This window comes from Microbacterium sp. CGR2 (assembly GCF_003626735.1).
In the GTDB taxonomy this organism is placed as follows: domain Bacteria; phylum Actinomycetota; class Actinomycetes; order Actinomycetales; family Microbacteriaceae; genus Microbacterium.
The window spans coordinates 1,942,549-1,969,062 of the sequence record NZ_RBHX01000001.1 but is presented as its reverse complement, the minus strand read 5'-3'; the positions used below and the strand labels follow the sequence as shown (position 1 = coordinate 1,969,062).

Sequence of the window (26,514 nt, the reverse complement as noted above, 5' to 3'; positions counted from 1 at the left end):
GTGTTCGATTCTGTGACCATCAGCGCGCTGACGAGCGCGCTCGACGGGCTCTCGCTGCGCCAGCGAGCCATCGCCGACAACATCGCCAACATTAACACCCCGAACTATCACGCCAAGCGCGTGCAGTTCGAAGAGGCACTCGCGGACTCCATCGAGGCCGGCGACGGTCGCGTCACCGCGACAGTCGGCACATCGCTGGAGCCGACACGACTCGACGGCAACAACGTCAACCTCGACACCGAGACCCTGTCGAGCATCGACACGATGCTGCGCTACCAGTTCGCCTCGCAAGCGGTGAACGGCTCGTTCACCTCCATGCGCACCGCGATGAGGACATCATGACCTTCGACGCGATCGGCATCGCCGGCACCGGCCTCACGGTGCATCGCAAGTGGCTCGACGCCATCAGCGACAACATCTCCAACATCAACACCGCCACGCCGACCGGCGGGGACGCGTTCCGAGCGCGGTACATCCTCGCCGGCACGAGCACCCAATCGCCGGGCGTCTACGTGGCCGGAACGGCGCAGGGCAGCGCCGAGGGTCGGCTGGTCCACCAGCCCGACCACCCGCTGGCCGATGCCGACGGCTACATCCGCTATCCCGACATCGACCTCGGCGATCAGATGAGCCAGCTCATCCTCGCCCAGCGCGGCTACCAGGCCAGCGCCGCGACCGTGGACCGCGCCCGCACCGCATACGAAGCCGCCCTGCAGATCGGACGAAGCTGATGAACCCCCTCGCCGCAATCGAAGGCGTCGCCGCGGCATCCATGCCCACCCCCGCCGCCATCACCCCCGCCAAGACCACCGACGATTCGGCGTTCGCGAACAGCATCACCGGCGCCATCGACGAGCTGCGCTCCCTGCAGTCCGAGTCCGATTCCTTGAAGATCGCCGCGGTGACCGGCGACCTCGATGACATCCACTCGGCCATGATCGCCTCCTCCCGTGCGGCGGTCACCCTCGAACTCGTCGCTGCTGTGCGCAACAAGGGCGTCGACGCGTTCAACGAGATCATGCGGATGCAAGCCTGATGCCCACCGCGGTGACGAACGTCTTCCAACGGATCGGGCGGATGATCGCGGGGTTCTCGCTCGCGCAGCGCACGATCGCCATCATCGGCGTGGCCGTGCTGGCCCTGGGAATCATCGCCCTGACGAGCTGGCTCAGCCGACCCACCTTCACGCCGTTGTTCTCCGGGATGACCGCCTCCGACGCGAACGCCGTGGTGGAGCAGCTGCGCTCTTCGTCGGTCCCGTACGAGTTGGCGGATGGCGGAGCGACCGTCCTCGTCCCCGACGAGCAGGTCTACGACCAGCGGCTCGCGGCCGCCGCAGCAGGACTTCCGAGCGCAGGCTCCGCCGGGTACTCGCTCCTGGACGACATGGGCGTGACGACCTCGGAGTTCCAGCAGTCCGTCACCTACAAGCGCGCCATCGAGGGCGAACTCGCCGCGACCATCTCCTCCATCGAGGGCGTGACAGCGGCATCCGTGCAGCTTGCGATTCCCGAGGAGAGCGTCTTCGTTTCGGAGACCGTCGATTCCACCGCGTCGGTGTTCGTGGAGACGTCCGGGAACTCGACGATGACGCCGAAGCAGGTCGAATCGATCGTGCACCTGACCTCCGCTGCCGTCAGCGGGATGAAACCGGAGAACGTGGCGGTGGTCGACCAGTCGGGTCAGACACTCTCCGCGGTCGGCATCGGGTCGACCGGTGGCATCGACCAGCAGGCGAGCGACTATGAGGCGCGGGTGACCGCGAGCGTGCAGCAGATGCTCGACACGGTCGTCGGCCCCGGCAACGCGAAGGTCACCGTGGTCGCCGAGGTCGATCGCTCCGTCAACGAGCGCGTCGAGGAGACCTACACCCCTGCCGAAGGCGCGCCGCCCCTGTCCGAGCAGACGCGGAGCGAGACGCAGACCGGTGCGAGCACCGAGGCAGGTGTACTCGGTCCCGACAACATCGCCGTACCCGCCGAGGGCGAGGACGGCAGCTACGAAGCCACCGAGGCGACGAGGACCAACGCCGTCAACAAGAGCACCCAGAGCACCTCCACGCCTGCCGGGACCATCGTTCGCCAGGCGGTGTCCGTGGCGGTCGACTCCGGTGCCGGCGGTGACCTCAGCACAGTGCAGCTGAGCGAACTCGTCTCGACGGCCGCCGGAATCGACACGGAACGCGGCGACGCGTTGACCGTGGAACTCGTCTCGTTCAACCAGACGGATGCGGAGGCCGCACAGGCGGCATTGCAGGCGGCGAAGGATGCCGAGAACGCCGCGCGGCAGGCCATGCTGCTGAACACGCTCATCATCGCCGCCGCGATCGCCGTTCCGCTGCTCGCCGCTGTCATCGCCCTGTTCATCCGCGCCCGTCGCCGCTCCAGCACGGAGAACGAGTTCGATCAGCTGTTCGGCGACCGACCGGCCGAGCTTTCCGCCATCGCGGCGGGGACCCCCACGACGCAGCTCGACGCCTCCCCCACGATGCCCTTGGCGTTCCTGGAGCCGGTCCCCGCGCCTGACCCCGAACCGGAGCCGGAGCCCGAACCCGCGCAGGTGAGCCTCGAGCGTCGACGCGCGGAGGTCGAGGCCATGACGCGTCAGGACCCGAAGCGCACCGCCGAGCTGCTGCGGACGCTGATCGACGACAGGCAGCCCGTATGAGCGCACTGACCGACCGGCAGACCGCCGCCGTCGTCATCATGAACCTCGAACGCGCACAGGCGATCGAGGTCATGAAGCACCTCTCGGAGGCCGAGGCGGAGGCCGTTGCCGCCGAGATCATCGGACTGCAGGACCTGGATGCGGCGACCACCGCGCAGGCACTGGGTCAGTTCCATCGCATCGCCACCGGCCACCTGCCCCCCGCACGAGGCGGTCGAGACATCGCCGCAGGGCTGCTCGAGGCATCGTTCGGAGCCGAACGGGCGGCGGCAGTCCTCGGCCGGGTGAGTTCGACGTCGATGAACTCGTCGTTCGAGTTCCTCGGCGCGGCCGATCCCGCGCAGCTCGCCACCCTGCTCGACGGCGAACTCCCCCAGACCGTCGCGCTCGTCCTTGCTCACCTGTCCACCGACCAGGCGGCCGCCGTGCTGGCTGTTCTCCCCGATCCGGCACGCACTGACGTGGCGCATGCCATCGCGACCATGGGAACCGCCTCGCAGGAGGCGATCGCCATCGTCGCCGACGCTCTCAAGACCCGCACCGGAAGCTTCGCCACGCGGGATGCTCCGGAGATGCTGGGTGGCGTCGAACCGCTCGTGGAGATCATCAACCGCTCCGGAGCGACCGTGGAGAAGGCGATCCTCGCGAGCATCGAGGACCGAGACAGCGCTCTCGCCGAAGACATCCGCTCGCGCATGTTCACGTTCGCCGACATCGTGAAACTGGACGACCGCGACGCACAACGGGTGTTGCGCGGCATGGACATCCGCTCGCTCGCCCTCGCGCTGAAGGGCGCCCACCAGCCCATCACCGAGCTCATCCGCCGCAACGTCTCCGAGCGCAACCGGGAGAACCTCGATGAGGAGACGCGCACCCTCGGCCCGGTGCGCATGTCGCAAGTCGAAGAGGCACGGGCGGAGATCGTCCGCACCATCCGCGCGCTCGAGTCCGCGGGTGAGATCACCGTGCAGCGTGTCGACGAGGACGAGTATGTCTACTGACGCCTTCTCTCCGGTGGTGTTCCCGCGTCTGGGCGACCAGGGCGCCGGGACGGAGCACGCGCGGGCCCGGCTCCGGGGCTATGCCGACGGCCACGCCGAGGGATTCCGTGCGGCTGCCGCGGAGGCTGCGGCCGCACACCGCGTGGCTGAAGAGGAGCGCGCCGCGCGCGATGCCGAGTCCGCACGCGATGTCGCCTCCGCCCTCGCCGCACTGCGCTCCGCCGCACGATCACTCGCCGAACGCGAGAGCGCACTGACCGCGATCGCACACTCGCAGATTCTTGAGCATGCCGTCGAGCTCGCCGAGACCATCCTGATCGGCGAACTCCAGGACACCGAGCGCTCCGCGACCGCCGCCGTGCGACGCGCGCTCGGCGCCGTCGATCCCGGCGACATCCGAGGCCTGCGGCTGCACCCGGACGATCTGCGCGTGCTCGAGCAGCTCGACGGAGAGACGCCCGCATTCCCCCTCATCGCGGACGACACTCTCGACCGCGGGGATGCCGTCGCCGCCCTCGACCACGGTCATGTCGACGCCCGGATCACGGGCGCCATCGATCGTGCCCGAGCCGCTGTGGCCGGAGGTGCGGCATGACCGCGTGGAGCACCGTGCTCGAAGCCGCGCGCCCCGAGCGCGTCGGCGAGGTCTCGCAGGTGCGCGGACTCAGCGTGCAGGTTCGAGGCCTCGAGGGTGCGGTCGGCGACGTGGTGGGCCTCGACGGCACCGATGCGGAAGTCGTCGCCACGGGCGAGGACGGGCTGCGCTGCATGCCGCTCGGTCCGATCGCCGGGCTCACGGTCGGCGCTCCGGTGCGAAGGCGCGGCGGACAGCTCCGCGTTCCCACCGGCCGCGCGCTGCTCGGCCGCGTTCTCGACGGCTTGGGGCGTCCGATCGACGGCAGAGGTCCACTCCACGGCGCCTCCCAGGTGAGCCTGGATCATGCGCCGCCATCGATCATGGGACGGGATCGCATCGACACCGCGCTCCCGCTGGGGGTGCGGGCACTCGACACACTGGTCAGCGTCGGGCGCGGCCAGCGCGTCGGCCTCTTCGCCGGATCCGGGGTGGGCAAGTCGTCACTGCTGTCGATGATCGCGCGCGGCACGGAGGCCGAGGTGACTGTGATCGCGCTCGTCGGCGAGCGCGGCCGTGAGGTGCGCGAGTTCATCGAAGACGATCTGGGGCCTGCCGGTCTCGCCCGCTCGGTCGTCGTCGTCTCGACATCCGATCAGCCGGCCATGGCCCGAATCCGCGCGGCCTACACCGCGACACGGATCGCCGAGGCGTTTCGTGATGACGGTGCGCACGCCATCCTGATGATGGATTCGCTCACGCGCGTGGCGATGGCCCAGCGGGAGATCGGTCTGTCCGCCGGTGAGCCCCCGGCCACACGGGGATATCCGCCCTCGACGTTCTCGCTGCTCGCCGGCCTCTTGGAGCGGGCGGGAACCGATCGGCAAGGATCGATCACCGGCATCTACACCGTGCTCGTCGACGGCGACGACCACAACGAGCCCATCGCCGACACGGTGCGTTCGATCCTCGACGGCCATGTCGTGCTCGATCGCGCGCTGGCCCTGTCGGGGCATCATCCGGCCATCGACGTGCTCGGGTCCGTGTCTCGCGTGGCGGGCAAGATCACGACTCCGGCGCATCGCGCGAACGCCGCGGCGTTGCGTGCCGTGCTCGCCGCGCGACGTCGTGCGAACGATCTGATCGACATCGGGGCCTACCAGGCGGGGGCGGATGCTCGCATCGACGCGGCGATCGCGAACGAGCGCGCAATCTCCGCCTTCCTCACGCAGCCCCTCGATCAGACGAGCGCGGTCGACGACTCCTGGCGCCGCCTGGACGACCTCGTCGCGGCGTTCGGAGGAGTCTCATGACGCGTGATTTCTCGCTGGCAGGTCTTCTTCGTGTGCGTGAGATCCAGGAACGCGCCGCGGCGCAGCGGCTGTCACGCGCTGTGATCGACGCACGCAACACCGAAGCCCGCGATCGCACGCTCCGCGCGCACCTCGCCGGCGAGGGCACCGAAGCGGTCGATGTCCGCTCTCTCGCCGCCCTCGCCGCCGCCCGCGTGGCCGGGCGCACGCTTCTCGCCGATCTCGCCGCACTCTCGGAGCTCCAGGAGCAGACGGTCGCCGAGGCGCGGTCCGAGCACGCGTCGGCTCGCCGTGCGGTGCGCGGGCTCGACCGTCTCGCCCAGGCCCATGCCACGACGGTGCGAGCGGCCGAGTTGCACGCCGAGCAGGCCGAACTGGATGAGATCGCCTCTCGCACGCGCAGGGAGGACGGCCGGTGACCTCTCTCGGAGTCGTCGACACCCTGGGGGCACGAGCCCACCGGGGCTCCGGGGCGACCTCACGGGCCGAGACGGTGACGCCCGGGGCCGCCGCATTCGCCGAGATCGTTCAGGAGGCGCAGCGCGCCGACGACGCTCCGCTCGGTGAGGTCGGCGCGGATGCCGGCACCTCCGGTGTCGCGGACGAAGCGAGGCTCCCGGGCGATGGCGGGTCGCCGGATGACGGCGGCTCGACGCCTTCGCCGCCCGGGATGGCCTTCGGCACGTCTGCGGGTGCGATCCTGCCCGGCCCGCCGAGCCGCGCGAACCTCACGCCGCCTGCGGGGATCGACGAGGGCGAGCCGGCAACCGGGGCCGACCCGGCCGCCGAGACCATCGCGACGGAGCACCGGGCCGAACCGGTCACGCCCGTCGCGGCTCCGACGGGCGTGACGACGCTCCTCCCCGCATCGGGAGTCGCGGTGCCGAGCGCCGAGATGCCTACGCCCGCAGTCGCGGCGGACCCGGCGGCTGGCCTCGCCGGCGGCGCCGACGCCGGCCTCGATACGGCACCCGTCGCCACATCAGGTGCGGGGTCTACGCCGGCCGCCGCGGCCGCAGGAGCGGCGTCCGCAGGAGGGCCGTCCGCGCCGGAGGCCACCGCTCCGCCCACGACGGCAACGTCTCCTCAATCCGGCGCTGTGGCTCCTGGCGCCCCCGCGTCGGCGCCGACCACGCCGAGTCCGACCGTGGACGCGGCACCCGCGCCGGGGAGCACTCCCGCCGGTCCCAGCGCCACCGGTCCTGTCACCGCCACCGCTGTCGAGTCGACGGTGTCCCCCACAGCATCCGAGAGGGCGGCATCCGAGACGGCGGCATCCGAGACCGCGGACTCGCCGTCCACTTCCCACGGCCCGGCCGCCACCGCCACCGCCACCACCACCACCGCCCCCAGCGGGTCATCGTCGCCGGGAGGGGACGACTCGGGTGCGGTGATCCCCACGGCAGCGCAGGCACCGACCTCGCCGACCTCGCCGACTGCTCCGGCATCCGTCCCGGTACCCAGCGCCCGCCCGGCCCTGCTGCCGCAGATCACGACTCCTGTGCTGGCGCTGGCGCAGGCCGCCGACGGCGACCACAGTCTCACCCTGACGGTGTCGCCGGAGAGCCTCGGACCCGTGACCGTGCGCGCGCACATCGGCGCCGGAGGTATCCACATCGAACTCCTCGCGCCCAGCGACCTCGGGCGCGACGCGCTCCGGGCGATCCTCGCCGATCTCCGGCGCGATCTCGCCGCGGCCGCGCCGCAGGCATCCCTGACCCTGTCGAGCTCGGACGCCCCGGAGAGCTCGTCCACACAGCAGAACGCATCCTCGAACGGCCAGGCAGCAGGCGGTGGACCCGGCACGGGGCGTCCGCACGCCGACACTCGCCCTGCGGCGGGTCTGCCCCGCGCTCCCGACGACTCACAGCAAACCCCACCTCCGCCGCTTCTGTCGCCGCACGGCGGCATCGACGTCTACGCCTGAACCGACAAGGAAGCACACATGACCACGGTCGATCCCATCTCCGCCCCCGTCACCGGCACCGTCCCGCCCACCGGGGTGCAGACCGGGAGCACGGCACCCGCCGCAGAGCGCAAGAAGACGCTCGACGCCGAGGTGTTCCTGAAGCTACTCGTGACACAGCTGACGAACCAGGATCCCAGCTCCCCCATGAACACCAACGAGATGATCTCGCAGACCACGCAGCTGGCGTCCATGGAGCAGCTGACCGCGCTCGCCAACACGAGCACCGAGAACTTCGCGCTCAGCATGCGCCAGACCGCCGCCGCTCTCATCGGGCACGAGGCGCAGTACGTCGACGCCGCCGGCGTCACGCAGAAGGGCATCGTCACCTCGGTGTCGTACGCCGGCGCCGTTCCCCTCGTCACCATCGGCGACGTCGCCATCCCGCTCGACAAGGTGTCGGGCGTGTCCGTCGCGCCTCGTCCCCAGTCCTGAACCAGTCCTGACCGTTCCAGAAAGGCATCACCATGCTCCGTTCCCTCTTCGCCGGAATCTCGGGTCTGCGTTCGCACCAGACCATGCTCGATGTCACCGGCAACAACATCGCCAACGTCAACACGACCGGCTTCAAGGCTTCGGCCGTGCAGTTCCAGGACTCGCTCTCGCAGCTCCTGCGCAACTCGATGCTCCCGCAGCAGGGCGCAGGCGGTCAGAACCCCGCGCAGGTCGGGCTCGGCGTGCAGGTCGCCGGCATCAGCACCAACTTCGCCGCCGGCGCGCCCCAGCCCACGGGCGTTCCGACCGACCTGATGATCGCCGGTGACGGCTTCTTCGTCGTCCGCTCGGGCGGCGAGACCCTGTACACCCGCAACGGTGGCTTCTCCTTCGATGCGAGCGGCCGTCTGGTCTCTGCCGACGGCGCGCTCGTGCAGGGCTGGACCGCTGAGGACGGCGTGATCGTGCCCGGACAGGGAGTCGGCAACATCACCCTTCCGGTGGGCGCGATCAGCCCCGCCGAAGCGACGACCACCTCCCGTGTCACCGGCAACCTGCCCTCCGGTGCGGCCGTCGGCGACACGCTCGTGCGCGACACCAAGGTGTACGACGCCGAGGGCACGGCATCCACCCTGCGTCTCACTTTCACCCGCACCGCCACGGGCTGGGACGTCACCGACGGCAAGGGTGCGACGGCGTCGATGGCCTTCACCGACGGCGTGCAGACGACCGGGGCGACGCTCGTGTCCGGCGGAATCCGGGTCGACCTCTCTGCGGTCAGCGGCTTCGCCGATGTCAGCGACGTCGCCATCAAGGAGCAGAACGGTAAGCCGGCGGGAACGCTGAGCTCCTACGCGCTGACCAACGACGGCAGCCTCATGGGCACGTTCAGCAACGGCGACACCGAGGTGCTCGCGCGCGTCGCGCTGGCAGGCTTCGTGAACCCCGGCGGGCTCGAGAAGGTCGGCTCGTCGCAGTTCCGCCCCAGCGGCAACTCAGGTCAGGCGACGATCGGGTCCGCCGGCGCCGACGGCATGGGTGGCATCATCAGCGGCGCTCTCGAGATGTCGAACGTCGACCTCTCGCAGGAGTTCACCAACCTCATCGTCGCCCAGCGCGGCTTCCAGGCGAACGCCCGCATCATCACCACCAGCGACGAGGTGCTGCAGGAGCTGACGAACCTCAAGCGCTGATCTCCTCGCCGCCGGTCGCCGCTCTCATGCCGCGATCGGCGGCCGGGGTGCAGTGACGAACCCAGGCGGATGCCGATGGCTGCGGCGCGTCCGACCCGCCGCAGCCGCGACGGCACGTCTGGTTTTCGCGCGAACTCGCGTCGCCCGCTCTGTGACATAGGCTGATGCGGATGCTCTCGTCAGCCCGCTCTCGTCAATCGACGAAGTGGCACGGGGCGCCTCTGATAATGAGGCTCGTTATCGGTGTCGCGCTGCTGGTGCTGATCTCTCTCGGATTCGCCACGTCCGTCCATCTGGAGAGCGACTTCTCCGCAGCTGCGCCATCGATGAGCGCAGAGGTGAATCCTTCCGGCACGGAGTCGGTCGGCGAGGTGTCCACCGCGACCGCATCGTCCACAGCTGCGTCCTGGACGGCGGCGTTGTGCCTCGTCTGCGTCATGCTGTGCATCGCGGCCTCGTCTGCCTTGCGCACAGCACTCCGTCGGGCTCTGCGCGCATCAGCGACACCCCGCGGAACGATCGGCCTCCCGACGGCGTCGCATTCGACCGCGTACTCGCGCGTGACTGCTCTTTCCCTGACGCAGCTCGGAATCTCCCGCACCTGACTGCTGCCGAGCCGTCCGCTCTCCCGTGCCCCCGACCGGTGCGCGCAGAAACCGACCACCGTTCTCGCGCTCGCTGCTCACGCAGGGCCGAACGTCGGTCGTCGATCCGCGAGCCCAGATAGCGACAGTGTCGTGACCTCGTCGGCGGGTACGGACACCTGCGCGACCGCTCGCGCGCCTCCCCTCCCGTTCGCGGCCTGATCGGCCGCATCTCCGCAAGGACAGGGACATGACCTCACATCCCGTACGCTCCATCCGCCTCGCCGCCCTCACCACCACCACGGCTGTCGCCACTGCAGCAGCCGTGGCGTTTCTGGCGGCTGCGCCGGCATCCGCCCACGACAACCTCCTCGACACCGTGCCGGCCGCCGGCGAGACGGTCACCACGGTCGAGACGGTCTCGTTGACATTCAGCGGCGAACTCATCGACTTCGACGAAACCAGCTTCGCGCAGGTCCGAGGTCCCGACGGCCTCTACTACGAGACGTCGTGCTCCACGGTGGAGATCAACACCCTGAACACTCCCGTCGCTCTCGGCGAGCCCGGCACCTACACCGTTGCGTGGAATGCGCTGTCCAGTGATGGGCACCCGATCTCCGAGTCGTACGAGTTCGACTATGCTCCGACGCCCGGGGCGGCGTCCACCCTGGGGTGGAACGTTCCCGCGTGTCGCTCGGACGAGGAGCGCGTGCAACCGGGGGCTGCTCCCACGACCGCCCCCAGCGAAAGCGCGAACGTCTCGCCCATCCCCACCCCGGCCGACACCAGCACCGGCGCGCCTGACGACACCGGGGAGGGCGCCGCAGCCCTCATCGTCGCAGGTGGGGTGATCGTGACAGCGCTGGTCGCCGCCGTCGTCTGGTTCCGGCGCAGAGGACGGTCTGTCCGATGACCTCCCCGAGTCCCCGCGTGAAGGCCGGGATCGCCGCCGTCGCCGTGGTGGTGGTGGTGCTGATACTCATCGGAGTGGTCGCCGTCGTCGACAACCAGGCGGCGTGGGGCGAAGCAGAGGAGTCACGCGCAGATGTCTTCCGCGGATTCGCTGAAGACCTGGACCTTGATCTGGAGGCCTACGACAGAGCCGTCGCGGATCCCGCCACCGCCGAGCGTGTCGAGGTGGACGTGACGGACGGCCGAGCGCTCGGCGTCGACAGCACACCCACCTCGGCTATCTCGGCGGTCTCGTCCTCATCGCTGGAGGTTTCCTGGTGGTGGCCGGGGCGATCGGGGTGGTGATGTCCGAACGCGCACGTCGTCACCGTGAGCGGGCAGCGGCCGCGCCACCGGCCGCGGCAGCGAGAGAGGACGAGCATGTGGATCCCCGATGAACCCCCTACGCTCTTCGACTTCTTCGCCATCCTTCCCGGACCGTTCCCCGTGTTGCCGCTCCTTGCGAGCATCTCGGGAGCGGCCTACCTTCTGGGTGCGATCCGGTTGTGGCGACAGGGCCGCCGGTGGCCGGTCTGGCGCACGATCAGCTTCGTGCTGGGCTGCCTCGCCCTCGCAGCGACCACCGGGCTGGGCGTGGAGGTGTACGGGTACGCGCTGCTGTCGGTGTTCATGTTCCAGCAGCTCACGCTGATGATGGTGATCCCGACGCTGCTCGTGCTCGGGTCCCCGGGGACGCTTCTGCTGCGGGCCACCCCGCATCACGGCGTCGGCGCCGCTGTGCTCCATGCCGCCCACCGAGGCCTCCGCAGCCGCGGGTCGCGGTGGGCATTGAGCCTCTGGCTGGCGCTGCCGCTCTACCTGGCCGCTTTCTACGGCCTCTATCTGACCGGGTTCGCCGACAAGATCCTCGCGGCGCCGGGCGGGCACCTCGCGCTGGAGTTCGCGTTCCTCGCCGTCGGCATCCTCTTCGCCGTTCCCGTGCTCAGCTCCGACCCCCTGCCGGTGCGGCTGAGCCATGGCGGTCGTGCTCTCGACGTGTTCGCGGAAGCCGCCCTTCATGCCTTCTTCGGCGTTCTGCTGATGATGTCCACCAGCACGCTCCTCACCTCCTTCGTCGCGTCCACCCAGGCACTCGGTATCGATCCGCTCGAGGATCAGCAGCTCGCGGGCGGGCTGGCGTGGTCGTACGGCGAGGCTCCGACGCTGCTGATCCTCGTGTACGTCATGCACCGCTGGTTCCGAGAAGACACCGCCCGAGCGGCAGCCGAGGACAGGTATGCGGACGTGCACGGCACGGTCGACCTGGACGCCTACAACGCGCACCTCGAGACGCTGCACCGGAAGGGAGCGTGAGCGTCAGACGTACACTCCTCTGGCCTCCATGAAGCTGACCGGGTTGGTGTAGCCGCCGTTGACATAGACCTCGAAATGCAGGTGGCACCCGAACGAACGGCCGGTGTCGCCGGCGTAGGCGATGACCTGACCGGACTTCACCTGCTGCCCCCTGCGCACGATGATCCCGCCGGGCTTGATGTGCGCATAGCCGGTGCTGATCCCGCCGCCGTGTTGGATGCGCACGTAGTTGCCGTAGTTGCCGTTGGAAGCCGCGTAGTCCACCGTGCCGGAGTTCGCCGCGAAGATGGGTGCTCCGCATCCATTCGCGAGATCTGCACCGTAGTGGAATGGTGACGAGCAGCCCTTCGACCCGCAGGTCTGCGTTCGGGGTCCGTAGCTCGAGCTCCGCCCACCTCCGTGCGGGCGCACCCATCCTCCGACGCCGCTGCCTCCGCCCCCGCCACCACCACTACCGGCGCGCGCTCTGGCGGCCGCTTCCGCCGCCTCCCGTTCGCGCCGGGCCTTCGCTTCCGCCGCGCGCGCCGCGACGCCTTCCTGATACGCGGCAACGGTCTTCGTGGTGGTGTCCCTGAGCGCGGCGAGCTGCGCCTTCATCGTCTCGAGGTTCGCGGACTGCTCGTCGAGAGCAGCCTGGGCAGCATCCGCCGCCGCCTGCGCCGCCTCCATCTTCTGCTCGGCGATCTTCTGCAGGCGGTCACGCTCTCCGCGGGCGACGGTCGCCTGATCGGTCAGCGCTTGTGAAGTGTTGCGCGCAGAGACGGCTTTGTCGTACACCGACTGGTTGTACTCGAGATACTTGTCCATCGTGCCGAGACGCGAAAGAAGCTGGTCGGCGTTCGCACTCGATCCGGAGAAGAACAGCTGGAGGGCCGTGTCCTCTCCACCGTTGCGGTAGAGCTTCGCCGCGAGTCGTCCGGCTTCTCGTGCGGATGACTCGGCGATCGCGGCCTGCTCATCCGCGCGGGCCTGCAGGCTCTCCGCTTCGGTGATCGCGGCGAAGAATGCCTGCTGGGCGCTGTAGAACGCATCGGATGCCGCGGCAGCGGCCTCCTGTGTTTCGGTGACCCTGCGCGAGAGCGACTGGATGAGACCTTCGATGCGCCCGATCTCGGCGCCCTTGGCGGCCTGGTTGTTCTTGGCGCGCTGCACATCGTCCCAGCTGGGGTAGGTGGTCGCGTGCGCGACCGAATCCCCTGCCCCGACTCCGAACGCGGCGAGCGTCACGGCAGTGAGCGCTCCCAGCCCGAGTGCGCGGCGACGACTCATCGGCACCTGCCACATCGCGGCCCGTTCGACGGGCGTGGGGGCGCATCCGCACTCGTCCGCTGCGGCAGCGGCAGCGGATGCAGCACCCTTCACGCGCTGGTCGTTCATACGGCCCCTTCCCTCGGTTCCGGTGTCGGGGCTCCGTCGTGCGAACGAGTGTCGGAAGTCATCGCGCCGGCCCCTTCGATCCTTTCGCATCGTCTGGTCCACTCGGATGGCACCCGTTGCAGATGATGCGAGTTGCCGCGGAATCGCGGGGGCGAGGGCATGGTGCAGTGGCAGGCGTCACAGGAAACTCACACCCACCGGGGATCGGCCGGTCCCGGGAACCCGCCGTTCTAACGCGCAGCCGCCACTGGCCGACAGTCCACTCTGACAGCCCAGGACGGGCGTCGGGTCTTCGCTCCCCTCGAGCGGAGACGAACTTTCCAGGATGGAGCCCATGATCGTCCTCACGCGCCTGAACCGTTCGCGGTTCGCGGTGAATCCCGACCTGATCGAACGTGTCCAGGCAACGCCCGACACGACGATCATCATGGTCGATGGCGCGACCTTCGTCGTCACCGAGACGATGGACGACGTGATCGCTCAGATCATCGCCTTCCGCGCAGGCGTACTGGCTGCCGCGGCCGCCATGATCACCGCCGCGGACACCGATGCCGTCGCCCCCGGAACCGACGCAGAGGCGGTGCTCTGATGGACCCGTCCCTCATCCTCGGCCTGGTCCTCGCCTTCGGCGCTCTGGTCGCGATGATCAACCTCGAGGGCGCGACGGTCGGCTCGCTGCTCCTCCCGGCACCGATGGTGCTCGTGTTCGGCGCGACGATCGCGGTCGGCCTCGCGAGCGGAACGCTCCGCGACGCCCTGCATGCCGTCAAGGCTCTCCCCCGGGCGTTCCGCGGCGAGCGCCGCAGCGCGCACAGCATGATCGACACGGTCGTCGGCTACGCCGAGAAAGCCCGGAGCGAGGGTCTGCTGGCGCTCGAGCAGGGCCTCGCCGACGAGAAGGACCCCTTCTTGCGTCAGGCGCTTCAGAGCATCGCCGACGGCACGGATGCCGAAGAACTGCGGACTCTCCTGGAAGACGAGCTGACCTCGACGGCGGCGCGCAACCGCACCGCGTCGCGCTTCTACATGACGCTCGGGGGATTCGCCCCGACCGTCGGCATCATCGGCACGGTCGTCTCGCTCACCCACGTGCTGGAGAAGCTGGACAAGCCCGACACGCTGGGCCCGATGATCGCCGCCGCCTTCGTCGCCACGCTGTGGGGGCTCCTCTCGGCCAACTTCATCTGGCTGCCCATCGGCGGTCGGCTGCAGCGCCTGGGAGAACTCGAACTCGAGCGCATGACCGTCCTCATGGAGGGCATGCTCGCCGTGCAGGCCGGAGCGCCGCCGCAGTTCGTCCGCGAGCGCCTGCGGGCGCTGGTGGCCGAGCGTCCGCCGGCCCGTTCGGGACGTCGGGACAAGGCCGCCGCATCCGAGGAGCCGGAGCCGGTGCCGTGAGCGTCCGGGCCCGGCGACGGGTCCCGCAGGAGGAGCACAGCGGGCCCGACGAACGATGGATGGCCTCCTACCTCGACATGGTGACCGTCTTGATGTGCATGTTCATCGTGCTGTTCGCGATGTCGACGGTGGATCAGGAGAAATTCGAACAGCTGAGCGCCTCCCTCGCGACCGGCTTCGGTCAGGACCCGTCCAAGCTCGCGGACACCGCGGAGGGTGTCGTCGTACCCCCCGAGCTCGTGGACGAGGAAGGCGAGGACTTCGCCGATGTCGACGCCGCTGCCGCTCAGGTCGAGTTCGACGAGCTCTCGACTCTGCGGGAGCGTCTCCGTCAGGCGCTGGCTCAGCGGGGACTCGAGCCCGACGTCACCTTCACGATCGACGAACGCGGCCTCACGATCGGGCTCGTGAGCGCCGAGACGTTCTTCACGACGAACAGCACCGAGCTGAGTTCGGCCGCCGTCCAGGTGCTCGATGCGCTCGGCTCTGTTCTCGCCAGCGCTCCGAACGAGATCTCCGTCGAGGGACACGCGGATGTCCGCGGCTCGGTAGCCCCGTTCCCGACCAACTGGGAGCTGTCCTCCGGTCGTTCCACACAGGTCCTCCGGCATCTCGTCGAGTCGTCCGGGCTTCCGCCGGCGCACCTCAAGTCCGTCGGCTTCGGGGACACCCGGCCGGTGGCGGCAGGGGCGAGCTCCGAGGCGCTCGCCCAGAACCGACGTGTCGACATCGTGGTCCTGTCCGATGCGGAAGAGGAGGTGCGAGCGCTCATCCCCGCTGCTGCAGCGGCGCAGCCGTCCTCCTGACTCCCGCTTCCGCCTAACGCATGCCGATCACCGCCCGATAGTGGGGTTCGTGATGATCGAGGACGGCGTGCGCTCTGCGGCGCCCGCACGGGCGGGGACGAACACCGCCGAAGTCGAGGTGTACGACTTCGGCAGGTCGGCGACCCTTTCGCGCGAGCACGCCCGCGCCTTGGAGCTCGCGTTCGAGACATTCGCCCGGCAATGGTCGGCGCAGCTCTCGGCGAAGATCCACGTGCGCGCCACCATCGCCGTCGAGCACGTGGGGATGCTGACCTACGGCGAATATGCGCAGTCGCTGCCGCAGACCACCACCATGGTGGTCTGCGCGCTGCCCGGCTCCGAGGAACGCCTCATCGTTCAGGTCCCGTCGGCCACGGCCGCGTCCTGGATCGTCCAGATGGTCGGGGGCCGGGCCTCCGGAGCGCCCGAGGACCGCACGTTCACGCCGATCGAACAGGCGCTGCTGCAATCACTGATCGTCGACGCGCTCGACCATCTCGCCGGCGCACTGGACGGGCTGCTCCCCCGAGGGACCACGGTCGCGGGAATCCAGTACAGCCCGCAATTCGCTCAGGTGGCGGCATCCGGTGAACCCGTGATCGTCACCCGGCTCTCGATGCGGGTGGGCGGGCGCACCGTTCCCGCCAGCATCATGCTGCCGGCATCCGTGCTCGCCGGTTTCACCGTCCGTGCCTCACCGACCGATCGCGCCGCCACCCCCGGCATGGTCCGTCGTCAGGTCGAAGTCGCACCGGTCGATGTGACGCTGCGCCTCGCACCCCGCTCGGTCCTTCCGCGTGAAGTGCTCGAGCTGTCCGTCGGCGACATCGTCTCGATCCCGCACGCCGCCGACCGACCCCTGATCCTCGCCGTCGGCGACCAGACCCTCGCGACCGCTGCCGTCGGCAGTGCGGGAGCTCGGCTGGCCTGCGTCGTGACCACCATCGTTCCCGATCCCGCCCCCGCCGAGGAGTCCGCGTGACCAGCACCACCACCTACGAATCCGCCGTCGCCGCCGCATTCGCGGCCCAGTTGCCGACCGCGGCGCCCACCGTCGCGCGAGCGTCGCAGGTGTCCGGGGATACAGGCGAAGCCGTCGTCGTGCAGTTCATCGGCGAAGCGAGCGCGCAGGTCGCGGTGCAGATCTTCGACACCGAGGCTCTGATCGACGGCCTCGCAAGCGCTCCCCTCGCCGACCGGCTGCGCGACGCCCTCGAGGCGTCGGTGAGCGCGCTCGGTTCGGGTGCACTGGGCGAGGCGGCGATCGGCGACGCTTCCGCGGCGTTCTCCGACCCCCAGGCGCAGGTCTTCGATCTTCAGGATCCCACGGGTCGCACGATCGGTCGTCTGGCCGTGAATGTCACGCGCAGCCCGGCACCGGTATCGACCTCGTCACGCCGGTTGCACCGCATCGCGGGGGTCGAGATGGAACTCACCGTCGAGATCGGTCGCACGCGGATGGCCGTCCGCGACGTTCTGGACCTGGAGCCGGGGCGGATCGTGGAGCTGGATCGTTCGGCGGGCGCACCGGCCGACGTCAAGCTCAACGGACGGATCATCGCTCACGGTGAGGTCGTCGTCGTCGACCAGGACTACGCGGTGCGGATCACGCGCATTCTCGAGAACGTCGAGGTCTGATCCTGGACGACCTGATCCTGGCGCTGCGGGTCGCTCTCTCGCTCGCCGCTGTCCTCGGACTGCTGTGGTTTCTGCAGCGCCGCCTCGCGCGCACGACGGCGCGTCGTCGTGACGCCGAGACGATCACGGTCCTCGGGCGGCAGGGACTGGGTGCGAAGGCACAACTGGTCGTGGTGCAGACGGATGACGCCCGCTACGTTCTCGGAGTCACCGAGCACGGTGTGAGCGTCGTCGACCGCCTCCCGGTCGCGCCGGCTGCGCCCACGGATGAGCCACTGGCCGAAAATGCCGCGAGATCCTCGGATGCCGAGGAGTTCGATCGCATCCTCGCCGCGACCGGCCTCGCCGAAGCCGGCGCCGTGCACACGGGCCCCGTGGACACCGACCTCGCGGCGCCGACCGCTTCGTCGCCGAAGCTCCGAGTCCGGCATCGCAACGATCCGCTGCGCGGCTCCATCCTCTCCCCCGAAACCTGGCGGCAGACCGCCGAGGCCATCCGGCGCGCCCGATGACCACCACCCGCGCCGTCGCCGACGGACACGGGCTGCGACGCGGAGCGCTCATCCTCGTCAGTGCTTTCGCTCTCGCCCTCGTCTTCACGCTGCTCTCCGGCACGGCGGCGTTCGCCGAGGTCACGCCCGATGATCCGGGCGAGGGCGTCACCATCGACATCAACGGCGCCGACGGCACGCCGTCAGGCTCGATCCTGACCCTCCTGGGCATCACTCTGCTGTCGGTGGCGCCGGCGCTCCTGCTCATGATGTCGTCTTTCACCAAGATCTTCGTCGTCCTGGCGATGACGCGGAACGCCCTGTCGCTGCCGACCATCCCACCGAACCAGGTGCTGGCGGGCCTGTCGCTCTTCTTGTCGATGTTCATCATGTGGCCGGTGCTCACCGAGATCAACACGGTGGCCGTGCAGCCGTACATCGACGGCACCTTCACATTCACCCAGGCGATGGACGTCGGTCAGGACCCGCTGCGGGAATGGATGTTGAAGTACACGCGGGAGGAAGACCTCGCTCTGATGACCCGGATGGCCGACCAGGAGAACCCGGCCGACCCCGGGAGCGTCCCCCTCTACACGCTCATCCCCGCGTTCATGATCTCCGAGCTGCGGGCGGCCTTCATCATCGGCTTCGTCATCTTCGTGCCGTTCCTGGTGATCGACCTGGTCGTGGCCGCAGCGCTGATGTCGATGGGCATGATGATGCTCCCGCCGGTCATGATCTCGCTGCCGTTCAAGATCCTGCTGTTCATCCTGGTCGACGGGTGGGGACTCATCATCCGCGCCCTGCTGGAGAGTTACGGAGGGGTGGGATGAGTCCCGAAGCCGTCCTCGACATCGGCGCCCAGGGTCTGCTCATCGCGGCGAAGCTCGCCGCGCCGATGCTGATCACCGCGCTGGTCGTCGGTTTCGCGATCTCCCTGCTCCAGTCGATCACCCAGGTGCAGGAGGTGACGCTGTCCTTCGTGCCGAAGATCGTCGCCGTCGGGATCGCCCTGCTCATCGCCGGCAACTGGATGATCGCGGAGATCATCGCCTTCACCAACGAGATGTTCGCGCGCATCCCCTCGCTGCTGAGCGGGTGAGCGGATGTACATCCCCATCGACTTCGCGTGGCTCGAGGCGACCATGCTCGCCGCAGTGCGCATCACCGCGTTCATCATGATCGCACCGCCGTTCTCCTACGGTGCGATCCCCGCCCGGGTGAAGGCGACGCTCGCGATAGGGCTCTCCCTCGCCGTGGGCAGCGCCGTCGCGCCGGGATACGAGAACTTCGACACCGGCCCCTTCTTCGGTGCGCTGGTCCTGCAGCTGGTGACGGGCGCCCTGCTCGGCTTCCTCGTGTACCTCTGCTTCGCCGCTCTCCAGGCCGCGGGCAGCCTGATCGACACCTTCGGCGGGTTCCAACTCGCGCAGGCCTTCGATCCGCACTCGCTGGTCAACGGTGCGCAGTTCACCCGGCTGTTCCACCTCACCGCGCTGACGCTGCTGTTCGCGTCCGGCGGCTATCAGCTCATCCTCGCCGGACTCGCGCGCAGCTTCGACGCGGTCCCGGTCAACGGCGTCTTCGCGGTGGCGGGGCCGGCGGAGCTCCTCGTCGACGGTGTCTCGCAGATGATGCTGGCCGCGGTGCAGATCGCCGGTCCGCTGGTACTGGTGCTGTTCCTCGCCGACGTCGGCTTGGGCCTGATCACGCGTGTCGCACCCGCGTTGAACGCCTTCGCCATGGGCTTCCCGGTGAAGATCCTGCTGACGCTTCTGCTCGCCGGCGCCGTCTATGCCGCGCTCCCCGGCATCGTCGATGCGCTGGCCTCTCAGGCGCTGCGCATGATGCAGGGGGTGGGTCCGTGAGCGGCACCGACACCGGCGAGCGCAGTGAACAGGCGACGGAGAAGCACCTTCGCGAGGCGAAGGAGAAGGGCAAGCTCTCCCGCAGCCAGGACCTGACCGCCTGGCTGGGTATCGGAGCCGCGGCGATCGCCATGCCCGCGGCGATCGCGCTCGGCGCAGCCGCCGGCATCGAACAGCTCATCGCGCTGACCGCCATCATCCAGGCGCCGTCGCCCGCAGCCGCACTCGAACTGCTGGAGCGGGGTCTCGCGTCGGTCCTGCCGACGATCGCGACGATGCTCGGAGCCGTCGCGGTCGTGACCATCATCGGTGCCGCAGTGCAGGGCGGAGTGCACTTCCGGAAGTTCACCGGTCGCTACGAGCAGTTCAACGTGATCACCGGCATCCGCCGCGTGTTCGGCATGCAGGCTCTCTGGGAGGGTGCCAAGGCGCTGCTGAAGACCCTCGCCATCGGCGCTGCTCTCTGGATGGTCATCGCGGGCATCATGCCGGTGCTCATGGCCAGCGGTGCCCACTCGATCACCCGCCTGCTGGGCACGGCGACCGAGGGCACGGTCGCCCTGCTGCAGACGGCGATCATCGTCGGACTCGCCCTCGCCGCCATCGATCTCTTCGTCGTCATGAAACGCAACCGCAAGCACACCCGCATGACCAAGCGCGAGGTGCGCGACGAGAGCAAGAACTCCGAGGGCGATCCGCTGATCCGCCAGCAGCGCCGCTCCCGCCAGCTCGCGCTCGGCCGCAACCGCATGATCGCCGCGGTGGGCGGCTCGGACGTGGTCCTGGTCAACCCCACCCACATCGCCGTGGCTCTTCGCTACGAGGCCGGCCGCTCCGCACCCAAAGTGGTGGCCAAAGGCAGCGGCGTGATCGCCGAACGCATCCGCGAGAGGGCGGCCGAGGCCGGCGTCCCGATGGTGCGAGAGGTCGCCCTCGCCCGTGCCCTGCACGCCGCCTGCGAGCTGGGCCAGGAGATCCCCGAAGACCTGTACAACGCCGTCGCACGTGTCCTCGTGTTCGTCGACGCCCTGCGCCGGCGCGGAGCCGCGCGCGGGATCCACTCGCTCCCCTACCGGAGGACCGTATGAGAGAGCTCACGACCAAGCTGATGGTGCCGATCGGGGTGGTGGGCATCATCATGCTCCTCGTCGTCCCGATCCCGCCGTTCCTCCTCGATGTGCTGATCATCCTGAACATCATGTTCGCCCTGGTGATCCTGCTCACGTCGATGTTCGTGAAGAAGCCCTTGGACTTCTCCGTCTTCCCTTCGCTGCTCCTGGTGGCGACGCTGTTCCGGCTCGGGCTGAACGTGGCCTCGACGCGGCTCGTCCTCGGTGAGGCGTACGCGGGGCAGGTCATCGAGGCGTTCGGTGCGATCGCCGTGGGCGGCTCGCTCATCATCGGTGCCGTCGTCTTCCTGATCCTCGTCGTCATCCAGTTCGTCGTCGTCACCAAGGGCGCCGAGCGCGTCGCGGAGGTGGGCGCCCGATTCACCCTGGATGCCATGCCCGGCAAGCAGATGGCGATCGATGCCGACCTCAACGCCGGTCTCATCACCGACTCCGAGGCACGCGAACGCCGGGCGGAGGTGGCCGCAGAGGCCGACTTCTACGGCGCCATGGACGGAGCATCGAAGTTCGTCAAGGGTGACGCGATCGCCGGGCTCGTGATCATCATCATCAACCTCATAGGCGGAATCGCCATCGGTCTCGTGCAGCACGGCATGGCCATCGAAGAGGCGGTGAACACCTACAGCCTGCTCACCATCGGCGACGGCCTGGTCACTCAGATCCCGGCGCTGCTGATGGCGGTCTCCACGGGCATGATCGTGACCCGCTCCACCGCGGAGACCGAAATGGGAACGGCCGCATCCGCCCAACTCGGCCAGTCGCGCAACGCCCTCATCATCGCCGGGTGCGCTGCGATCGTGATGTCGTTCATCCCGCACATGCCGATGCTGCCGTTCCTCGTGATCGGCGCCCTCCTCCTGCTGGTCGCGCAGCGCATCAAAGCCACCCAGCAGCGCGAAGAGACCGCGACGCAGCAGGCAGCTCCGCCGGCCGCGGGCGAGCAGCCAGAGGAGCTGATGGAGCGGATGCGCGTGCATCCGCTCGAGATCCTCCTCGCTCCGGACATCGTCGATCTCGTGACCGGTGGTCCCGACGACCTCCTCGCGCGGGTGAAGGCGCTCCGCCGCCGGATCGCGCTCGACCTGGGGCTCGTCACCCCTCCCGTACGGACGCGCGACAGCATCGAGTTGCCGCAGGCGACCTACGTCATCCGGATCGGTGGGGTCGAGACCGGGCGAGGTACGGCACCGGTCGGTTCCGTGCTCGCTCTGGGGCAGGGTCTGGAAGGTCTGCCAGGCACGGCCGCTCTCGACCCGGTGTTCGGCCTGGAAGGCAAGTGGATCCCGATGGAGATGCGTCACAGCGCCGAGTTCTCGGGTGCGACCGTGATCGACCGCGCCAGCGTGATCATCACGCACCTGTCGAGCGTGATCCAGGCTCACGCGGCGCGCTTGCTCAGCCGCGAGGACGTCCGCCAGCTCACCGACTCCCTCAAGCAGGCGTCCCCGGCCGCCGTCGAGGAGCTCACGCCGGCGCTCCTGTCTCTCGCCGAGATCCAGCGCGTTCTCCAGGGGCTCCTCGCCGAGCGCGTGCCGATCAACGATCTCAGCCGGATCTACGAAGCGCTCGCGCTGCGCGCACGGACATCGACCGACCCGGAGGGACTCATCGAGTCGGCGCGGACGGCACTCGGCCCTGCCATCGCGGCTCGGTTCGCGGATGCCGGCACCTTGCGGGTCGTCATGATCAACCCGCTCCTGGAACAGGCGATGCTCGAGAGCCTGCGCGCCGGCGACGAGGGCACTCAGATCGTCTTCGACCCGCAGCGGATGGAGTCCGTCGTCGAGTCCGTGAAACAGGCCGTGGCGTCTGTTCGAGACGGTGGCGAACCCGTGCTCGTGTGCGCGCCGTCGCTGCGGCCCGCCGTGCGGCGCCTCGTCTCCGCGCAGACCGACGGTCTCCCCGTGTTGTCGTATTCGGAGGCGACCGCCGCCGCCCTGACGATCGAGACCGTGGGTGTCGTTCGTGATGCTCCCTCGACGCCGGCTGCGGTGGGTGCCGTCCCCAGCGCACCAGTAGGCTGAACGAATGCTGGTGTTGACGAGGCGGATCGGTGAGAGCGTGCGCATCGACGGCGAGATCGAGGTCACGCTGCTCGACATCAAGGGCGACAGCGTCCGGATCGGCGTGAAGGCTCCCCGCGAGACGCGCATTCAGCGCACCGAGATCATCGACGCGGTCGTCGCGGAGAACGTCTCGGCAGCGGCCGAGACCGATGCCGCGGCAGAGAGCGCGATCACCGCGGCTCTCGCCCGCGGACGCGAATCCCGCGCGCAGTAACCGGTCGCCGCGTCGAGGGGCGCCGTCAGCGCAACGGAGCAGGAGTCATGAACCGACCTTCTTCGGTGCGCCGGGAAGCGTGACGTCGGGATTGCGCATGTAGAGCGGCTCGTCGCCGGTGAGCGTGCGGCCGGAGGCGAGCGCACGCGCGCCCACGCGGGCGAGGTCGACCGCGGACAGGGTCGCCACGTCGATGCGCCGCATGCCGGCCAGGTGGACGTCCGCGTCGACCGCCCGCACGAGGATCGTGTCGGCACGGACACGGGGGACGCCGTCGGCATCCGTCCCGTCGAACACCGTGATGGCGACCTCTCGGCGGCGGGCGTCGGTGACGATGGCGAACAGGTCGGCGTCGTCACCCGTGGCGCTGAGAGCCGCACCGAAGTGGCTGGGGACGGGGATGAGCGGGATGCGGCGGGCAAGCGCGAACGTGCGGGCGGCCGCGATGCCGATGCGCAGCCCGGTGAACGGTCCCGGCCCCATTCCCGCCACCACGTGCGTGACGTCGTCGCCTGAGGCCTGTGCCAGCACATCGACGAGGAGATCGCCGATGACCTCCGCATGGCCGAGCGGGTCAGCGGTCGAGGCTTCGGCGCGGCGGGTGCCGTCGGCGTCGATGAGGGCGACGGCGGTGCCCAGGGAGGTGTCGACGGCGAGGATCACCTCTCCAGGGTAGTCGGGTGGTGCGGCTGCTCCCGCTCGATGGCGGCGGACTCTCGGGCAGCGGAAGCCTCGACGGCCGCCCGCTTCCAGCGATCGCCGCCGGCTCCGCTCGCCCTTCCCACGGCCTCCGCCGCCGCGGCGACGAGAGTGTCGTAGTCGAACCCCACCGCCGACACCGTCGCCCAGCCGATGCTCGCCGAGGATCGGACCCCGTTGACCGGAGCATCCCGTTCCATCATCGACACCCGGTTCAGGATGTCGCGGATGTGGTGATGAACGGCCTCCTCGCTGCCGCGGATGAGGACGATCGCCCGCGCCTCGTCGATCCGGTTCGCATCGGCGGCGGCAGGAAGAGCCTCCTGGATGGCGTCGTGAAAACGTTCGACGATGATCGCGAACGTCGGCCCCGTCGACGCCTCCCGGAGATCCGACGGGTCATCCAGTCGGATGTCGAGGACCGACCAGCTCAGGTCGTTCTGGGCCCGCGCCCTCTCCAGTCGGCGACGTGCGCGCCGCTCCTCCTCTTCGGCTCCGCTCGCTGCCGGCTCCTGCGCGCGGACCAGCAGAACGATGGTGAATGCAGCACCGGTGCTGACCACCACTGTTCCCACGGCATTGATCCCCCGCATCACGCTCAGCTGCGCGTCAGTGGTCGCGACATCGCTCAGCATCGCCGAGAACCCGCTCACGACCGCCACCACGACGAACCCGCACGAAGCGAGAGCGAGCGGAAGCAGGATGTCTCGGGCGCCGGACTGTCGGCGCAGCAACTCGAAGGCGACGAGCCCGCCGAACACCGCGCTCACGAGAAACGTGAGGTGAAAGAGGGGCAGATACCACGGGGTTCCGGCGCTCGCCACCAGTACGACCGGCATCAGCACCACCACCGCGATCACGGTCACCCAGGGAACACTGCGGTTCCGGTGCATGCGAAGGCCGAGCCAGATCAACGGCTCGAAGCCCAGCAGGATCCCGGATGCCGCGGCTCGCAGCCCCGCGCTGTCCGCCTGGTGCCCCGCAAGCCAGAGGTAGGCGCCGAGCACGCCCAAGCCGAAGGCGGAACCCCAGGTGATGGTGGCCCGCGTGGGTCGCGCGAGCGTCGCGAGCCCCAGGACCACGGCGGCCAGAATCGTCACGACGGCTACCATGCTCGTCGTGATGTCGACGCTGACGGGCGCCAGATGCGTGGGGATCACCTCGGCACCTCCTTCACACGATGCGGCGGGAACCGGAGGGTGACGACCGTGCCGACGCCCACTTCGCTCGAGACCTCGATGGTGCCTTCGTGCGCCGCCACGATGTCGCGCGCGATGCCCATCCCGAGTCCTGTGCCCGCGACGCCGGCGAGCACGGCTCCGTCGGTCCGGAAGTACGGCTCGAACACCCTCGGCAGCTCGTCTTCCCCGATCCCTGTTCCGGTGTCGACCACGTTCACCTCAGCGCGCCCGTCGGATGCGGAGTGCAAGCGCACCGTGATGTGGCCGCCGGGTGGCGTGTATTTGACGGCGTTGCTGAGCAGGTTGTCCAGCACCTGCCGCAGCCGGAACGCGTCTCCGTAGATCTCCAGGGACTCCGCCCCGTTCACCTCCAGCTCGTGCCGGCTGCCGGAGATGAGAGGAGCGTACGACTCTGCGGAAGCTTCCACGACCTGCCGCAGATCGACGGGCTCGAAGGGCTCGTTCGGCGCAGGCCTCGAGCCGTGCAGGGTGCTCGCGACCAAGTCCTCCATCCGCTCGCCGGCGTTCGCGATGACCTCCAGCTGCGCCACCACCCGCTCGGGCAGATCGCTGCGTTCGAGCAGCAGATCGACGTGGCCGACGATGGCAGTGAGCGGGTTGCGCAGCTCATGCGAGACGACAGCGGTGAGCGCGCGGCGCTCTTCGGCGCCCTCCACCGATGCCGTGACATCGTCGATGACGACCAGCGCGATGTGCTGGCCCTCGACGGCGCTCGCCATCGTCTGCGTACTCACCTGCAGTGCACGCCAACGGCCGTCACTGTCGAAGAGCCAGACCCGCTCGTCGCGCATCTCCTCACCGCTCGCGGCCCGTGCCAGCGTGGTGCGCGCGGGCGGCAGAGCCGAGCCGCGGCGTCGGTCGTATTCGACGGCAGCCGAAGGCAGCGCGGCACCGAAGCGGTCACGGCCGTACAGGGCGCGGTAGGCGTCGTTCATCTGCACGATGCGGCCGTCGCCTGCGACGACGACCAGGGCCACGCTCAACGCGTCGATGATCTGCGTGACGCGACGCTGATTAGTCTCGGCGCGGTCCGCGGCGCGGTTCACCTGCTCCGAGCGGCGCTGCAGCAGCCGACGGGCGGCCCGGGCGCGCTGCGTCCCGATGCGCACCGTGACGCCGAGGAAACTCAGCGTGATGATGACGGTGAGGACGCGCAGCAGCACGTCCTCCGGCCGTCCCGATTGCTCGGCGAACACCACCAGCAGAGCGCTGATGAAGGCGATGGCCCCCAGCACCCAGGCCATGCTGAAGTACGTCGCGAGCCAGGTGACCGGGAACACCCAGAGGAAGCCGAGCCGGAGGTCCGGCGTGTTGGTCGTGAAGCCGACGGCCAGGGCATCGAGAAGGGGCACCGTGACGACGGCGTTGCGCGGAAGTCGATGCCACGGCACGGCGAGCGTGAGAAGAGTGGTGACCACGGTGAGGGCCAGGCCGGCGAGGAAGAGTGGGATGCCGAGGGTCTGCGGTTTGAACGCCGTCACCATCGCCGCGATCGCCACCATGCTGCCGGTGAAGACCAGCTGCCATCGCCAGATCGAGACCGTGCGGATCATCCGCGCCCGCCCTTCGGTCGAACCTCAGCTTTTCCGCAAGATTACTCAAAGATCGGGTCTTTTGCGTTCTTTCG

General features: G+C 69.2%; 31 protein-coding genes and 1 pseudogene. 27 read left to right on the top strand and 5 right to left on the bottom strand.

Translation table 11 applies throughout. From position 1 onward, the window contains the following. From D7252_RS10055 to D7252_RS09985, 15 genes and pseudogenes are all read left to right on the top strand, one after another. Nucleotides 1–342 (top strand): flagellar basal body protein, encoded by a 342-nt coding sequence (locus tag D7252_RS10055; protein ID WP_120775264.1) that lies wholly within the window; start codon nucleotides 1–3, stop codon nucleotides 340–342. Further along, complete coding sequence (locus tag D7252_RS10050) at nucleotides 339–731, top strand: flagellar basal body rod protein FlgC (RefSeq protein WP_120775263.1); 393 nt, start codon at nucleotides 339–341, stop codon at nucleotides 729–731. Before D7252_RS10055 ends, D7252_RS10050 begins: the two co-directional genes overlap by 4 nt. Further along, the gene (gene fliE / locus D7252_RS10045; RefSeq protein WP_120775262.1) at nucleotides 731–1,036 is read left to right on the top strand and encodes a flagellar hook-basal body complex protein FliE; all 306 of its coding nucleotides are present in this window, start codon (nucleotides 731–733) and stop codon (nucleotides 1,034–1,036) included. The genes D7252_RS10050 and fliE overlap by 1 nt, the downstream gene beginning before the upstream one ends. After that, a complete protein-coding gene (fliF, locus tag D7252_RS10040) occupies nucleotides 1,036–2,667 on the top strand; it encodes a flagellar basal-body MS-ring/collar protein FliF (protein WP_120775261.1) in 1,632 nt (543 codons plus the stop codon). Before fliE ends, fliF begins: the two co-directional genes overlap by 1 nt. Then, a complete protein-coding gene (gene fliG / locus D7252_RS10035) occupies nucleotides 2,664–3,668 on the top strand; it encodes a flagellar motor switch protein FliG (protein WP_120775260.1) in 1,005 nt (334 codons plus the stop codon). The genes fliF and fliG overlap by 4 nt, the downstream gene beginning before the upstream one ends. Beyond that, the gene (locus tag D7252_RS10030) at nucleotides 3,658–4,263 is read left to right on the top strand and encodes a FliH/SctL family protein (RefSeq protein WP_147406726.1); all 606 of its coding nucleotides are present in this window, start codon (nucleotides 3,658–3,660) and stop codon (nucleotides 4,261–4,263) included. Before fliG ends, D7252_RS10030 begins: the two co-directional genes overlap by 11 nt. Beyond that, complete coding sequence (locus D7252_RS10025; RefSeq protein WP_120775258.1) at nucleotides 4,260–5,555, top strand: FliI/YscN family ATPase; 1,296 nt, start codon at nucleotides 4,260–4,262, stop codon at nucleotides 5,553–5,555. Before D7252_RS10030 ends, D7252_RS10025 begins: the two co-directional genes overlap by 4 nt. Beyond that, nucleotides 5,552–5,974, top strand: coding sequence for a flagellar FliJ family protein (locus D7252_RS10020; RefSeq protein ID WP_120775257.1), 423 nt, complete (start codon nucleotides 5,552–5,554; stop codon nucleotides 5,972–5,974). The genes D7252_RS10025 and D7252_RS10020 overlap by 4 nt, the downstream gene beginning before the upstream one ends. Beyond that, entirely contained in the window at nucleotides 5,971–7,482 is a 1,512-nt protein-coding gene (locus tag D7252_RS10015) for a flagellar hook-length control protein FliK (protein ID WP_120775256.1), read from the top strand. The genes D7252_RS10020 and D7252_RS10015 overlap by 4 nt, the downstream gene beginning before the upstream one ends. 18 nt (nucleotides 7,483–7,500) lie before the next feature. Continuing rightward, nucleotides 7,501–7,956 (top strand): flagellar hook assembly protein FlgD, encoded by a 456-nt coding sequence (locus tag D7252_RS10010; protein WP_120775255.1) that lies wholly within the window; start codon nucleotides 7,501–7,503, stop codon nucleotides 7,954–7,956. Nucleotides 7,957–7,988: 32 nt separating this feature from the next. Continuing rightward, nucleotides 7,989–9,149: a flagellar hook protein FlgE gene (locus D7252_RS10005; protein ID WP_120775254.1), complete on the top strand. Its 1,161-nt coding sequence runs from the start codon at nucleotides 7,989–7,991 to the stop codon at nucleotides 9,147–9,149. Nucleotides 9,150–9,376: 227 nt separating this feature from the next. Then, the gene (locus tag D7252_RS10000; protein WP_120775253.1) at nucleotides 9,377–9,754 is read left to right on the top strand and encodes a hypothetical protein; all 378 of its coding nucleotides are present in this window, start codon (nucleotides 9,377–9,379) and stop codon (nucleotides 9,752–9,754) included. Nucleotides 9,755–9,983: 229 nt separating this feature from the next. After that, nucleotides 9,984–10,646, top strand: coding sequence for a copper resistance CopC family protein (locus D7252_RS09995; RefSeq protein WP_120775252.1), 663 nt, complete (start codon nucleotides 9,984–9,986; stop codon nucleotides 10,644–10,646). An 89-nt stretch (nucleotides 10,647–10,735) separates the two neighbouring features. Beyond that, nucleotides 10,736–10,990, top strand: a pseudogene (locus tag D7252_RS20385) (DsbA family protein); the annotation flags it as partial. Between the two features lie 75 nt (nucleotides 10,991–11,065). Beyond that, nucleotides 11,066–11,998: a cytochrome c oxidase assembly protein gene (locus D7252_RS09985; protein ID WP_120775250.1), complete on the top strand. Its 933-nt coding sequence runs from the start codon at nucleotides 11,066–11,068 to the stop codon at nucleotides 11,996–11,998. A 3-nt stretch (nucleotides 11,999–12,001) separates the two neighbouring features. Here D7252_RS09985 and D7252_RS09980 read toward each other — a convergent pair whose 3' ends face one another. Next, complete coding sequence (locus tag D7252_RS09980) at nucleotides 12,002–13,375, bottom strand: peptidoglycan DD-metalloendopeptidase family protein (protein ID WP_120775249.1); 1,374 nt, start codon at nucleotides 13,373–13,375, stop codon at nucleotides 12,002–12,004. A gap of 334 nt (nucleotides 13,376–13,709) precedes the next feature. Here D7252_RS09980 and D7252_RS09975 point away from each other — a divergent pair, with 334 nt between their 5' ends. Genes D7252_RS09975 through fliN form a run of 5 tightly spaced genes read left to right on the top strand, consistent with a single transcriptional unit; the run spans nucleotide 13,710 to nucleotide 17,217 of the window. After that, the gene (locus tag D7252_RS09975) at nucleotides 13,710–13,964 is read left to right on the top strand and encodes a flagellar FlbD family protein (protein WP_120776901.1); all 255 of its coding nucleotides are present in this window, start codon (nucleotides 13,710–13,712) and stop codon (nucleotides 13,962–13,964) included. Continuing rightward, on the top strand, nucleotides 13,964–14,773 hold the full coding sequence (locus D7252_RS09970; protein ID WP_120775248.1) for a motility protein A: 810 nt from the start codon (nucleotides 13,964–13,966) through the stop codon (nucleotides 14,771–14,773). Before D7252_RS09975 ends, D7252_RS09970 begins: the two co-directional genes overlap by 1 nt. Then, nucleotides 14,770–15,579, top strand: a complete 810-nt coding sequence (locus tag D7252_RS09965) for a flagellar motor protein MotB (RefSeq protein ID WP_120775247.1) — start codon at nucleotides 14,770–14,772, stop codon at nucleotides 15,577–15,579. Before D7252_RS09970 ends, D7252_RS09965 begins: the two co-directional genes overlap by 4 nt. Before the next feature lie 52 nt (nucleotides 15,580–15,631). Then, a complete protein-coding gene (locus D7252_RS09960; protein WP_251051209.1) occupies nucleotides 15,632–16,561 on the top strand; it encodes a flagellar motor switch protein FliM in 930 nt (309 codons plus the stop codon). Further along, nucleotides 16,558–17,217, top strand: a complete 660-nt coding sequence (fliN, locus tag D7252_RS09955; protein WP_120775246.1) for a flagellar motor switch protein FliN — start codon at nucleotides 16,558–16,560, stop codon at nucleotides 17,215–17,217. The genes D7252_RS09960 and fliN overlap by 4 nt, the downstream gene beginning before the upstream one ends. Here the strand turns inward: fliN and D7252_RS20380 are convergent. Then, entirely contained in the window at nucleotides 17,172–17,435 is a 264-nt protein-coding gene (locus D7252_RS20380) for a hypothetical protein (protein WP_259461083.1), read from the bottom strand. The two genes, fliN and D7252_RS20380, sit on opposite strands and share 46 nt — an antisense overlap. Between D7252_RS20380 and D7252_RS09950 the strand changes: the two genes are divergently transcribed. Genes D7252_RS09950 through csrA form a run of 7 tightly spaced genes read left to right on the top strand, consistent with a single transcriptional unit; the run spans nucleotide 17,340 to nucleotide 22,986 of the window. After that, nucleotides 17,340–17,729: a flagellar biosynthetic protein FliO gene (locus tag D7252_RS09950; RefSeq protein WP_259461145.1), complete on the top strand. Its 390-nt coding sequence runs from the start codon at nucleotides 17,340–17,342 to the stop codon at nucleotides 17,727–17,729. The two genes, D7252_RS20380 and D7252_RS09950, sit on opposite strands and share 96 nt — an antisense overlap. Then, the gene (fliP, locus tag D7252_RS09945; RefSeq protein ID WP_120775244.1) at nucleotides 17,726–18,541 is read left to right on the top strand and encodes a flagellar type III secretion system pore protein FliP; all 816 of its coding nucleotides are present in this window, start codon (nucleotides 17,726–17,728) and stop codon (nucleotides 18,539–18,541) included. Before D7252_RS09950 ends, fliP begins: the two co-directional genes overlap by 4 nt. After that, the gene (gene fliQ, locus D7252_RS09940) at nucleotides 18,538–18,810 is read left to right on the top strand and encodes a flagellar biosynthesis protein FliQ (RefSeq protein ID WP_025104366.1); all 273 of its coding nucleotides are present in this window, start codon (nucleotides 18,538–18,540) and stop codon (nucleotides 18,808–18,810) included. The genes fliP and fliQ overlap by 4 nt, the downstream gene beginning before the upstream one ends. Before the next feature lie 4 nt (nucleotides 18,811–18,814). Next, complete coding sequence (locus tag D7252_RS09935) at nucleotides 18,815–19,576, top strand: flagellar biosynthetic protein FliR (RefSeq protein WP_120775243.1); 762 nt, start codon at nucleotides 18,815–18,817, stop codon at nucleotides 19,574–19,576. Continuing rightward, entirely contained in the window at nucleotides 19,573–20,664 is a 1,092-nt protein-coding gene (locus tag D7252_RS09930; RefSeq protein ID WP_120775242.1) for a flagellar biosynthesis protein FlhB, read from the top strand. Before D7252_RS09935 ends, D7252_RS09930 begins: the two co-directional genes overlap by 4 nt. Beyond that, nucleotides 20,661–22,730, top strand: a complete 2,070-nt coding sequence (locus tag D7252_RS09925; RefSeq protein ID WP_120775241.1) for a flagellar biosynthesis protein FlhA — start codon at nucleotides 20,661–20,663, stop codon at nucleotides 22,728–22,730. Before D7252_RS09930 ends, D7252_RS09925 begins: the two co-directional genes overlap by 4 nt. Before the next feature lie 4 nt (nucleotides 22,731–22,734). Further along, a complete protein-coding gene (gene csrA, locus D7252_RS09920; protein WP_120775240.1) occupies nucleotides 22,735–22,986 on the top strand; it encodes a carbon storage regulator CsrA in 252 nt (83 codons plus the stop codon). A gap of 45 nt (nucleotides 22,987–23,031) precedes the next feature. Here the strand turns inward: csrA and tsaB are convergent, their stop codons facing one another. The 3 genes from tsaB to D7252_RS09905 are packed head-to-tail and all read right to left on the bottom strand — an operon-like array spanning nucleotide 23,032 to nucleotide 26,440. Continuing rightward, on the bottom strand, nucleotides 23,032–23,649 hold the full coding sequence (gene tsaB / locus D7252_RS09915; RefSeq protein WP_120775239.1) for a tRNA (adenosine(37)-N6)-threonylcarbamoyltransferase complex dimerization subunit type 1 TsaB: 618 nt from the start codon (nucleotides 23,647–23,649) through the stop codon (nucleotides 23,032–23,034). Beyond that, the gene (locus tag D7252_RS09910) at nucleotides 23,646–24,845 is read right to left on the bottom strand and encodes a hypothetical protein (RefSeq protein ID WP_183055259.1); all 1,200 of its coding nucleotides are present in this window, start codon (nucleotides 24,843–24,845) and stop codon (nucleotides 23,646–23,648) included. The genes tsaB and D7252_RS09910 overlap by 4 nt, the downstream gene beginning before the upstream one ends. Then, nucleotides 24,842–26,440: a cell wall metabolism sensor histidine kinase WalK gene (locus tag D7252_RS09905; protein ID WP_120775238.1), complete on the bottom strand. Its 1,599-nt coding sequence runs from the start codon at nucleotides 26,438–26,440 to the stop codon at nucleotides 24,842–24,844. The genes D7252_RS09910 and D7252_RS09905 overlap by 4 nt, the downstream gene beginning before the upstream one ends. Nucleotides 26,441–26,514 lie beyond the last annotated feature (74 nt).

What these genes read in the sequence shown, in the direction of transcription:
- D7252_RS10050 (WP_120775263.1), top strand. Translation starts at nt 339, where the DNA reads ATGACCTTCGACGCGATCGGCATCGCCGGCACCGGCCTCACGGTGCAT.
- fliE (WP_120775262.1), top strand. Translation starts at nt 731, where the DNA reads ATGAACCCCCTCGCCGCAATCGAAGGCGTCGCCGCGGCATCCATGCCC.
- fliF (WP_120775261.1), top strand. Translation starts at nt 1,036, where the DNA reads ATGCCCACCGCGGTGACGAACGTCTTCCAACGGATCGGGCGGATGATC.
- fliG (WP_120775260.1), top strand. Translation starts at nt 2,664, where the DNA reads ATGAGCGCACTGACCGACCGGCAGACCGCCGCCGTCGTCATCATGAAC.
- D7252_RS10030 (WP_147406726.1), top strand. Translation starts at nt 3,658, where the DNA reads ATGTCTACTGACGCCTTCTCTCCGGTGGTGTTCCCGCGTCTGGGCGAC.
- D7252_RS10025 (WP_120775258.1), top strand. Translation starts at nt 4,260, where the DNA reads ATGACCGCGTGGAGCACCGTGCTCGAAGCCGCGCGCCCCGAGCGCGTC.
- D7252_RS10020 (WP_120775257.1), top strand. Translation starts at nt 5,552, where the DNA reads ATGACGCGTGATTTCTCGCTGGCAGGTCTTCTTCGTGTGCGTGAGATC.
- D7252_RS10010 (WP_120775255.1), top strand. Translation starts at nt 7,501, where the DNA reads ATGACCACGGTCGATCCCATCTCCGCCCCCGTCACCGGCACCGTCCCG.
- D7252_RS10005 (WP_120775254.1), top strand. Translation starts at nt 7,989, where the DNA reads ATGCTCCGTTCCCTCTTCGCCGGAATCTCGGGTCTGCGTTCGCACCAG.
- D7252_RS10000 (WP_120775253.1), top strand. Translation starts at nt 9,377, where the DNA reads ATGAGGCTCGTTATCGGTGTCGCGCTGCTGGTGCTGATCTCTCTCGGA.
- D7252_RS09995 (WP_120775252.1), top strand. Translation starts at nt 9,984, where the DNA reads ATGACCTCACATCCCGTACGCTCCATCCGCCTCGCCGCCCTCACCACC.
- D7252_RS09985 (WP_120775250.1), top strand. Translation starts at nt 11,066, where the DNA reads ATGTGGATCCCCGATGAACCCCCTACGCTCTTCGACTTCTTCGCCATC.
- D7252_RS09980 (WP_120775249.1), bottom strand. Translation starts at nt 13,375, where the DNA reads ATGAACGACCAGCGCGTGAAGGGTGCTGCATCCGCTGCCGCTGCCGCA.
- D7252_RS09975 (WP_120776901.1), top strand. Translation starts at nt 13,710, where the DNA reads ATGATCGTCCTCACGCGCCTGAACCGTTCGCGGTTCGCGGTGAATCCC.
- D7252_RS09970 (WP_120775248.1), top strand. Translation starts at nt 13,964, where the DNA reads ATGGACCCGTCCCTCATCCTCGGCCTGGTCCTCGCCTTCGGCGCTCTG.
- D7252_RS09960 (WP_251051209.1), top strand. Translation starts at nt 15,632, where the DNA reads ATGATCGAGGACGGCGTGCGCTCTGCGGCGCCCGCACGGGCGGGGACG.
- fliP (WP_120775244.1), top strand. Translation starts at nt 17,726, where the DNA reads ATGACCACCACCCGCGCCGTCGCCGACGGACACGGGCTGCGACGCGGA.
- fliQ (WP_025104366.1), top strand. Translation starts at nt 18,538, where the DNA reads ATGAGTCCCGAAGCCGTCCTCGACATCGGCGCCCAGGGTCTGCTCATC.
- D7252_RS09935 (WP_120775243.1), top strand. Translation starts at nt 18,815, where the DNA reads ATGTACATCCCCATCGACTTCGCGTGGCTCGAGGCGACCATGCTCGCC.
- D7252_RS09925 (WP_120775241.1), top strand. Translation starts at nt 20,661, where the DNA reads ATGAGAGAGCTCACGACCAAGCTGATGGTGCCGATCGGGGTGGTGGGC.
- csrA (WP_120775240.1), top strand. Translation starts at nt 22,735, where the DNA reads ATGCTGGTGTTGACGAGGCGGATCGGTGAGAGCGTGCGCATCGACGGC.
- D7252_RS09905 (WP_120775238.1), bottom strand. Translation starts at nt 26,440, where the DNA reads ATGATCCGCACGGTCTCGATCTGGCGATGGCAGCTGGTCTTCACCGGC.